Source organism: Methanobrevibacter sp. (genome assembly GCF_045126245.1).
Taxonomy (GTDB): Archaea; Methanobacteriota; Methanobacteria; order Methanobacteriales; family Methanobacteriaceae; genus Methanocatella.
The window spans coordinates 1-8,581 of the sequence record NZ_JBGVOG010000067.1 but is presented as its reverse complement, the minus strand read 5'-3'; the positions used below and the strand labels follow the sequence as shown (position 1 = coordinate 8,581).

Sequence of the window (8,581 nt, the reverse complement as noted above, 5' to 3'; positions counted from 1 at the left end):
AGCGTGGCGTGCGAAATTTACAGCTTTTTGTGCGATTTCGTCACCTTTTTCTTCTAATGCTTCAGCTAATGCAATTTTTGGATCATCACTAATTCTTTGTGCGCCAGCATTTTTTAAGATACGACCGACTGGTGCGATTGGTAATTCACTCATAATTACACCTCCAATTAAATGATAGTATACAATAGTATATAAATGTATCGGTAAAACTGAATATTCTATCGCTATAGTTTAGTAGTGCACTTATGAGAAAATGCTTTTGAAAATTAGAAAAAAATATAGAAATTGATTATAATTAAAGGGCGAATATTAAGTAAAAATATAAAACAAGAATAAATAAAAAATAAAAAAAATATCTCTACACTAATTCGCTTTTTAGATAAGTTGATGTCGCTTCGGTTATTTTTACATTAACAAAGGTTCCTAATTCAACATCATCAATAATAACTGGAATATATGAATTTGTCTTTGCAATAAATCCTCCTTTGGAACCTTTTTCAATAACCAAGACCTCCTGATAAGAACCAACCAATTCACGATTTTCATCTTCAGTTATTTCTGATTTAATTTCAGATAAAAATTTAGATCTTTTTTTCATTACATCACGAGGAATTTCCGGAAGTGATGATGAGATTGCCCCCTTTCTGTGTTGGTATTTTGACAAATGAATTAAACTTGGCTTTACATTTTCAAGCAATTTGACCGTGCGGTCAAAATCCTCATCATTTTCTGTCGGATAACCTACAATGATATCAGTAGCCAGAGTCAGGTCAGGAATTTCATTTCGAAACCTTGATACAATATCCAAATATTGGCTGACATTATGGCCTCGCCTCATTTCAGATAAAACCTTATCACTGCCAGATTGTATCGGCAAATGTATGAAATTATATACCTTAGGATGTTTAATTGCCTCAATTATATCATCAACATCGTTTAAAATATTTTTAGGATGCATCATTCCAACGCGAACACGAAAATCTCCGTCCAAATTGGCCACTTCTTTAATTAAATCAGATAGTTTCTCACCGGTGTCCTTGCCAAAAGCGGCAGTATCCTGGGCGGTGAGCTGAATTTCACATGCACCGTTTTCAATAGCTTCCTTTGCTTCGCTGACAATATCATCAATAGGATAGCTATTTAAAGGACCGCGAGCAAATCGGGTACAGCAAAAAGCACATGCCCCTAAACAACCTTCACAAATTTGAATAATATGAATCAAAGTGCCATCATTAAGTTTTGGAACACCCACTTTACTTTCTTTTGAAAAGCCTGTTTCGCGGATAATTTCACCGCAATAAGCACCATTGACAACATCAGCGGATTTATTCAGTTGATGAGGCCCTATCCAAGAACAGTTCGGACCTATCTTCTCCAGTTTTTCAGGATCAATTTCGACCATGCACCCACTGACAATAACCTTTTTATCCGGAAAATCCTTTTGAAGTTTTTGAATCCTATAAACGACCTTGTTTTCAGTCGGCAGTTTTACATAACATGTATTTACAATAATAACATCCGCTTCCTGGATGGAATCCACAATATCTATCTCATTTTCCTGCAAGGTTCCTGCCATTATCTGTGCATCCGCCTTATTGAATGTACATCCGTAAGAATCAATATATACTTTCATGGTATTTTCCCTATGAAGTTTTCTTAAAAATATCTTTAGTTAAATCATAATCAAAATTATTGAATTTGACCGGCTTTGAATAAACTCTTTTAATTACCCCTGCTTTGGCAAATCCTGAAGTGAGCTTTCTTTCCTGAGTTTTGATGACATGCACTTTTACGATATGTTTGTCAATTTTAACAATATCTCCAGGAGCAATCTCGAAATCCCTATCCAAATCAAGCTTATAGGAATCAACCTCCCCATGCAAATCAACTGAAAATCCAATACGTGCTGGAATTTCAACAGAATTTGCCCAAATAGTATCAATATCCTCAATTTTAGATTTGCTTACCCTTTTATCGTTTACTTCAATACTTGTTACTTCAACTTGACCAAATTCAGACAGCAAAACATCCCCTGTTTCAAGCTCGTCGCTTGGAGATAAATCGATAGTGGTTTTATGAGATTTATCCTGCTCTGAGATAATCAACCTGTAAGGCTTTGGTTTTTTAGCTGAAAACATATCCTTAAAAACATGACCGCATTCTTCACATTTCAATAAATACTCTTCCATTAATTTTGTCTTTGATGATTTCTGTTTTGAGTTTAATATTTCAAGGTCATCCGAACCACAAATAGGACAATCCATCTTTTAATTCCTCCTTAAAAAAAATAAAATTATTCTTTATCGCTTAGATAATGGTTAACCAAACCGCCATCCTCTAAAATATTTAACATGAACTCTTTAAACGGCTCAAAAGTAGTGGATTCACCGCTTGTTTCATTAACTAAATTTCCTTTTGATAAATCTATACTGATAATGTCACCGTCTTTGGCTTCAATATCTGAAACGATTACCGGCAATCCAATATTGATTGCATTCCTATAAAAAATCCTTGCAAAAGATTTAGCCACAATTGCATCCACACCCGCTGTTTTGATGGCTACAGGTGCCTGTTCTCTGGATGAACCGCATCCAAAGTTTTCATCCGCAACAATAATATCTCCCTTTTTAACATTTTTTGTAAAATCAGGCCTTTCTCCTTCAAGGACATGATCTGCTAAATCCTGAGGATTGAATGTTCTTAAATATCTTCCAGGGATAATTACATCAGTGTCAATATTTTCCCCAAAGGTCCATGTTTTTCCTTTAATAATATCCATTTATATCACTATGAGATTGATTGATAAAAAAATGAAGTATTTGGGAATCCCAAATACAAAATAAGTTTTTGGTGATTTTTAAAAATTATTGATTTTTATCTATTTGAAAGGTCTGGAAAATTCCCTTTCAACAGCTTCACGATATATTGAATTCATTGTACAGAACGGTATGATTCTGCCGTCAGGTGTTGCGTAATGAATAACACATTTCTTAACCCTATCTTCATCAAAATTAAACGGATCCATGAAATGCATACATGAGATAAGCATTGCATCTTTGGAAAAGTCTCCCAATGCCTCATAATCCCCTTTAGCAAATACATTATATAAGATTTTTGTAATATCCAAATCTTTAGGAGACCTGCTGGTATGAATCATTTTTGCAAGATTTCCAGTCAATCCAGCTAAAACTCTCTTATGAGAACCGAATTTACCTTTTTTCAGTTTTTCATTGTATTCCTTTAATTTATTGCATAAATCATCAACATCAATGAATTCTGTGATTGGAATCAGTTTATCCTTTCCACTGCCTTCAGTTTTTTCTCTGAATACATAAGTAGCGATTCCACAATGCTCATGACAGTTCAATGTCACTTTAGCTGATTCTTCGCCATCCAACAATGAAATGAACTCTGCAATAGGTTCAACGAAAGAAGGCGGATAAAATGCGGAAGTAGGTACTTGACCGTCAGTTTCTTTTTCAATGATTTCAACAAAGTCAGGAATAGTAATCCTTTGCTCTTCAACACTGTCTGAAGGAGTTCTTCCTGAAAAAGAAACCGGCTGGAAGTTGACACCATAAATAATGTCATTATTATCGAAAGCAAACTTAATAATTTCTCCAACCTGATTGTCGTTTACTCCCTTGACCAATGTAGGAACTAACACAACACCTAAACCTGCTTCCTTACAGTTTTCAATAGCTTGAAGCTTATCAGGGAGCAAATCTCTTCCCTTATTTATAATATAAGGCTCGGAAGTGACACCCTCAAAAGAAAGGTAAACAGTATTTAAACCAGCGTCCTTTAACTGTTTAGCTAAACCTTTTCTTTTAGCTATCCTGATACCGTTGGTAGCTATTTGAACATGAGTGAAACCTTCCTCCTTTGCCATTTTAATAAGATCAATGATATCTTTTCTAACTGTAGGTTCACCACCAGCATATTGAATAGCGGGACATGGATTAGGTTTTAAGTTTCTTAAATTCCTAAGCATTTGTCTTATTTCGTCTTGAGTAGGCTCATATAAGTATCCGGCGGCCGCAGCATTTGCAAAACAGACCGGACATTTTAAATTACACCTGTTAGTAACATCAATTAACCCCAATACTGTGGAAGTTTCATGCTTTGAACATAAACCGCAATTGCTAGGACAAGCTCCTGTATCCTCAACACAAGGGTTTTCAACACCGGTTATTGAAGGAGTATACTTTTTCACTTTATTGTATAACCCATCATCACTCCAATAAGTGTTTACAAATTCCCCGTGCTCGTCACAAGTCTTTTTAATGAAAATTTTCCCATCCTCATCAAAAACTTCAGCGACAAGTGCTTTACCACACTCAGGGCATAAACTTTTTGTATCTTTAATTTTCAAAAAAATCACCTTTAACTAATAACATTTATTATTAGTATTACTTACATAATATTATATATTTAAATTAATGTAATATTTAAAGTTAATTAATATATACTAGTTAAAATATAATTTAAATACAAAGATAATGGAGAATGAATAAATGAACATTGATGTCCAAATGTTATTAATCACTTGTGTCGCAACACTTTATTTCATACTTCCGGCGTATTTTTCTAATGGTGCCGGACTAGTGTTTGGAGGAGGCACCCCCGTTGACTTCGGAAAATCCGACAAAAAAGGAATTCGTTGGATAGGTGATGGAGTCACCTGGAGAGGATTAATAGGCGGAACTGTTATTGGAATCATTACAGGCATTATTCAAGGATTTCTCGCCCCAATAATAATTGCAAACTTTGGACAACTCATTACGACTCCAATTATTACTGACGTAAGCAGCGGAATACTAATCGGATTTTTACTTGGTTTCGGTGCTCTTTTAGGCGATGCATTAGGTAGCTTTTTAAAAAGAAGAATTGGAATCGGAAGGGGAAACCCCGCCCCACTATTGGATCAGTTAGATTTCTTGATAGTTGCTCTGATTTTGGTTTCATTTGTCGTTGAACTCAGTTTATCATTTGTCGTTATAGCAATCATACTGACCTTAATCATACATTTAATGGCCAATACAGGAGCTTATTTGCTGGGTTTAAAGGACGTTTGGTACTAACTTATTTTAAAAAAAAGATTAATTGAGGTTAGAACCTCTAATTTAAATATTTATTCATCATCACAGCAGTTCCGACAGCAGGTGCAACAACACACTCCTCATCGGTCAATATATCACCCATTGATTTGACTTGCAGACCCAAAAGCTCTGCTGCAGGCTTGTCCAAAATGTCCTTACCGAGTCCGGTTACAACAATCAAATCCAAATTCTGTGTTTCATGAACCTGTTTTAAGCCATCGGCAATTTGCTCTACTTGCTTTTGATGAATGAACTTGGACATTTCAACAATTTCATCCATAGACAACATTTCCAAATCAGCACAAACAACACGGGCTATCCTTTTTGCACAGTCTATTTTTGATTTGGATTCACCGTCAAATGTATCGCAAACATAATCATCTTCGCTTATCAAATCCAGGACAGTGTAAACATCTGCAGTCTGTGCAAACAACTCGGAAGCAACTCTGTAGTCTTTACCGTTTAACTCGACCTTATCAAGGAAACTGGCCAAATTAGTTCTCAAAGTTCCAGTGTAGACCAATTCACCAGTTGCGGACCTGTCAAAATCAGACTTGCCGATTGCACACTCCACACCATCCTTAATAGGTATAATGTCTGTTGTAGTGCTGCCTGTATCGATGAAAATACAGTTATCAGAAATTAAAGTTGCAATTTGAGCTGTTGCTATCCAGTTGGCTGCTGCTGCTTTAAGGGGAGCTTCATAAATATCTTCCTTTGACATCATTCCTTCAACTCCTACATAAGCTATCGGGCAGGAAAATGTCTCTTCACATTTTTTAACGACATCCAAAACTCCATCTTTTTTAGTGTCATATGCATCAACAAGTTCGGCAGTCATTGAAATGCCAACCGCATCAATTTCTGATACAGGGCACATATTTTCAATCAGTTCCACTAAAACCCGTGGCAAATCCTCATTATTGCTCCACATGGGAAGGTATGCGAAGTCAACTTCAATATTTTTAATTTCATTGCCTTCAAAGTCAATGATTGCCAAATCCGTATTTGCTCCGCCAATATCAAAACCAGCTATTTTCATAATCATATTCTCCTAATTATTAAATTATCTCCTGACTTTTTGAATTCAACCTCACCATCCAGAGAAATATCCAAATCACCAATGCTTATTTTTCCATCAATCAAGTCTATTATGGACCGGCCTATATTAAAATTGGCAACCTGTTTCAAACCGACATATGGTGTTGTAAATCGAGAATTGATTTCCAAAAGATATACAGAATAGACATCTTTTTCATCGGAATTGATAATTAAATCAACTCCCACAAAACCCTTCAAGCCGTCAATAGCCTCAACTGCCTTTTTAGCTATTTCAAATGCCTCATCCTTATATTTGTTTTCAAATGGTAATTTTCCACCGATATATGTTCCCTTATCGTTTTTAAGTTCTACAAATTGTTGATTGAGACTTAAAGGAATGGCACTTTTTCCATCACTGATTAGACTAACGCTTATATCAGTTCCATCAATGAATTCCTGAACTATAACCCTTGAACCTGGCTTGAAGATTTTATCCAAATCCAAAGTTAAATCTTCAATTTTTTCAATTACTACAATATCCTCACAATCCACTCCAGTTAACGGTTTTATGATAAGTTTTAGAGGAGTTAACGGATCTTCAGCTTGCCATTTTTCATGCAAATTTTCAATTGCCCTTTTCCAGTATCCCTTAGGATCAATTTTAAATCTGAATGTTCTTGGCTGCGGGACTATATTTGAAAGAACTTCATAAGTTTCGGATTTGTCAGATGCAATAAAACAGGCCTCAGAAGACGAATTATAAAAATTAACCCCATTTTCTTCCAAGATTCTTGCAATATTGAAAAGATTGTTGTCGTTTTCTGCAGCTATGAAAATAGCATTGTCAAACTTAGCGGCATTGTCCTTTAACCATTCTATAACATCAACATCGATAAAGATTGGATTGACATTTTTATAATCCTTAATAACATCTTCGTAAGATTCATTGATAACCAAATCTACATTAAATTCATTTAAATCATCTAAAAGTGCAAATATCAATGCTTCAGCTTCAGATATTATGCATTTATCCTTTTCACCTGAAGCCGTAAAATATTCAAAAACCAAAATAGAATCATTCTCTTTCATCATAACTAACACACATACCTTTTATATTCAAATCATCATTAGGAAATCTCATCTTGTCACCATCAAAGACCAAATGGATTGAAGCGTTTTTACTGTCTTCAAATTCATTAACCGTAATGTCCTCAGTTATCATAGTCATTTTTCTTGTAAATGAAGCCATTATGTCTTCGGGAGCAGCAATGTCAAGCAGACCTCTTGCATAATAATCCTCAATTGCATCAACAGTCATTTTTGCAGAATTACCCATACCATACGGGTTTGGAGCGTTCCTCATTTTATCGGCGAATTCCTTATCGTTTAAGATTTTAAATGCATTTTCCAAGATTGCTTCTTTATCTGACCCCACAAGAATATTGCCTCCAGCAGCCACCGTTTCCGGCCTTTCTGTATTGTACCTTAAAGTTAAGGCAGGAACATCAAGCGTAATGGCCTCTTCCTGAAGACCGCCTGAATCGGTCAAGATTAAAGTGGAAGCGGAAGTCAATTGCAGGAAATCCAAGTATCCTACGGGTTTTATGATGTGAACATGTTCCAAATCATTTAATTCATCGAACAGGCCAAAGTTTTGAAGCGTGTTTTTGGTTCTGGGATGAATCGGAAAAATAATATTCATGTCACTCAATTCCTTTAAGGCTTCGATAATATTGGTTACCCTTTTCTTGTCATCCACATTTTCTGCCCTATGCATTGTCAAAGTCAAAATGTTTTCCATATTATCAATATCTAACTCAGCAAGTGATTCCTCTTCAAAGCCTTTTTTCTTGGCTATTTCCAAATGTCTAAAGCAAGCGTCGACAACGGTATTTCCTGTAATTATCAAATCTTTCCTTGAAAAACCTTCAGCCAAAAGGTTGATTGCAGATTCTTCAGTCGGAACAAAATACATCGCTGAGCAAACGTCAGCAACACGCCTGTTGACCTCCTCAGGCATGGTCATGTCAAATGATCTGAGTCCTGCCTCGACGTGACCTACTGCAATATGCAATTTTGAAGCCACAAGGGCACCGGCAAGCACTGCATTGGTATCTCCCTGAACAAGCACGATGTCCGGTTTTTCATCCAGCAGTATTTCCTCAATTCCCTGCATCATCAAACCTGTTTGTCTGCCATGAGTTCCGGAACCTACGTGAATATTGTAATCCGGAGCTGGAATTTCCAAGTCCCTGAAGAAATTATCAGACATCTCCTCATCATAATGTTGGCCAGTATGTAAAATAATCTGGTCAATTCCCCTTTTTGATATCTCATCAATGATTGGAGCCATCTTAATAATCTCGGGCCTTGTTCCTAAAATGGTTGCTATTTTCATAATATCATTTACTATATTTATTAAAAATTACATAAAAAAG

General features: G+C 35.7%; 9 protein-coding genes. 1 reads left to right on the top strand and 8 read right to left on the bottom strand.

Annotated elements, in window-relative coordinates:
• The 5 genes from ACJMLZ_RS05265 to tes all read right to left on the bottom strand — a co-directional run.
• Positions 1 to 153: histone family protein (locus ACJMLZ_RS05265; RefSeq protein ID WP_405304311.1), on the bottom strand; the 153-nt coding region annotated here is incomplete at its 3' end.
• Between the two features lie 205 nt (positions 154 to 358).
• Positions 359 to 1,633, bottom strand: coding sequence for a tRNA (N(6)-L-threonylcarbamoyladenosine(37)-C(2))-methylthiotransferase (locus tag ACJMLZ_RS05260; protein ID WP_405304310.1), 1,275 nt, complete (start codon positions 1,631 to 1,633; stop codon positions 359 to 361).
• 10 nt (positions 1,634 to 1,643) lie between these two features.
• Entirely contained in the window at positions 1,644 to 2,264 is a 621-nt protein-coding gene (locus tag ACJMLZ_RS05255; RefSeq protein WP_405304309.1) for an HVO_0476 family zinc finger protein, read from the bottom strand.
• Positions 2,265 to 2,293: 29 nt separating this feature from the next.
• Positions 2,294 to 2,779: a homoaconitase small subunit gene (hacB, locus tag ACJMLZ_RS05250; RefSeq protein WP_405304308.1), complete on the bottom strand. Its 486-nt coding sequence runs from the start codon at positions 2,777 to 2,779 to the stop codon at positions 2,294 to 2,296.
• A 99-nt stretch (positions 2,780 to 2,878) separates the two neighbouring features.
• On the bottom strand, positions 2,879 to 4,375 hold the full coding sequence (tes, locus tag ACJMLZ_RS05245) for a tetraether lipid synthase Tes (protein ID WP_405304307.1): 1,497 nt from the start codon (positions 4,373 to 4,375) through the stop codon (positions 2,879 to 2,881).
• A 142-nt stretch (positions 4,376 to 4,517) separates the two neighbouring features.
• Between tes and ACJMLZ_RS05240 the strand changes: the two genes are divergently transcribed.
• The gene (locus tag ACJMLZ_RS05240) at positions 4,518 to 5,084 is read left to right on the top strand and encodes a CDP-2,3-bis-(O-geranylgeranyl)-sn-glycerol synthase (protein ID WP_405304306.1); all 567 of its coding nucleotides are present in this window, start codon (positions 4,518 to 4,520) and stop codon (positions 5,082 to 5,084) included.
• 37 nt (positions 5,085 to 5,121) lie between these two features.
• On the opposite strand, the gene ACJMLZ_RS05235 is transcribed toward ACJMLZ_RS05240, so the two are convergent.
• From ACJMLZ_RS05235 to wecB, 3 genes are read right to left on the bottom strand one after another with little or no spacing between them, the layout of a single operon-like run.
• Positions 5,122 to 6,144, bottom strand: coding sequence for a hydantoinase/oxoprolinase family protein (locus ACJMLZ_RS05235; protein WP_405304305.1), 1,023 nt, complete (start codon positions 6,142 to 6,144; stop codon positions 5,122 to 5,124).
• A gap of 2 nt (positions 6,145 to 6,146) precedes the next feature.
• Positions 6,147 to 7,235, bottom strand: a complete 1,089-nt coding sequence (locus ACJMLZ_RS05230) for an ATP-grasp domain-containing protein (RefSeq protein ID WP_405304304.1) — start codon at positions 7,233 to 7,235, stop codon at positions 6,147 to 6,149.
• Positions 7,219 to 8,541: a non-hydrolyzing UDP-N-acetylglucosamine 2-epimerase gene (gene wecB, locus ACJMLZ_RS05225; RefSeq protein ID WP_405304303.1), complete on the bottom strand. Its 1,323-nt coding sequence runs from the start codon at positions 8,539 to 8,541 to the stop codon at positions 7,219 to 7,221. Before wecB ends, ACJMLZ_RS05230 begins: the two co-directional genes overlap by 17 nt.
• Positions 8,542 to 8,581 lie beyond the last annotated feature (40 nt).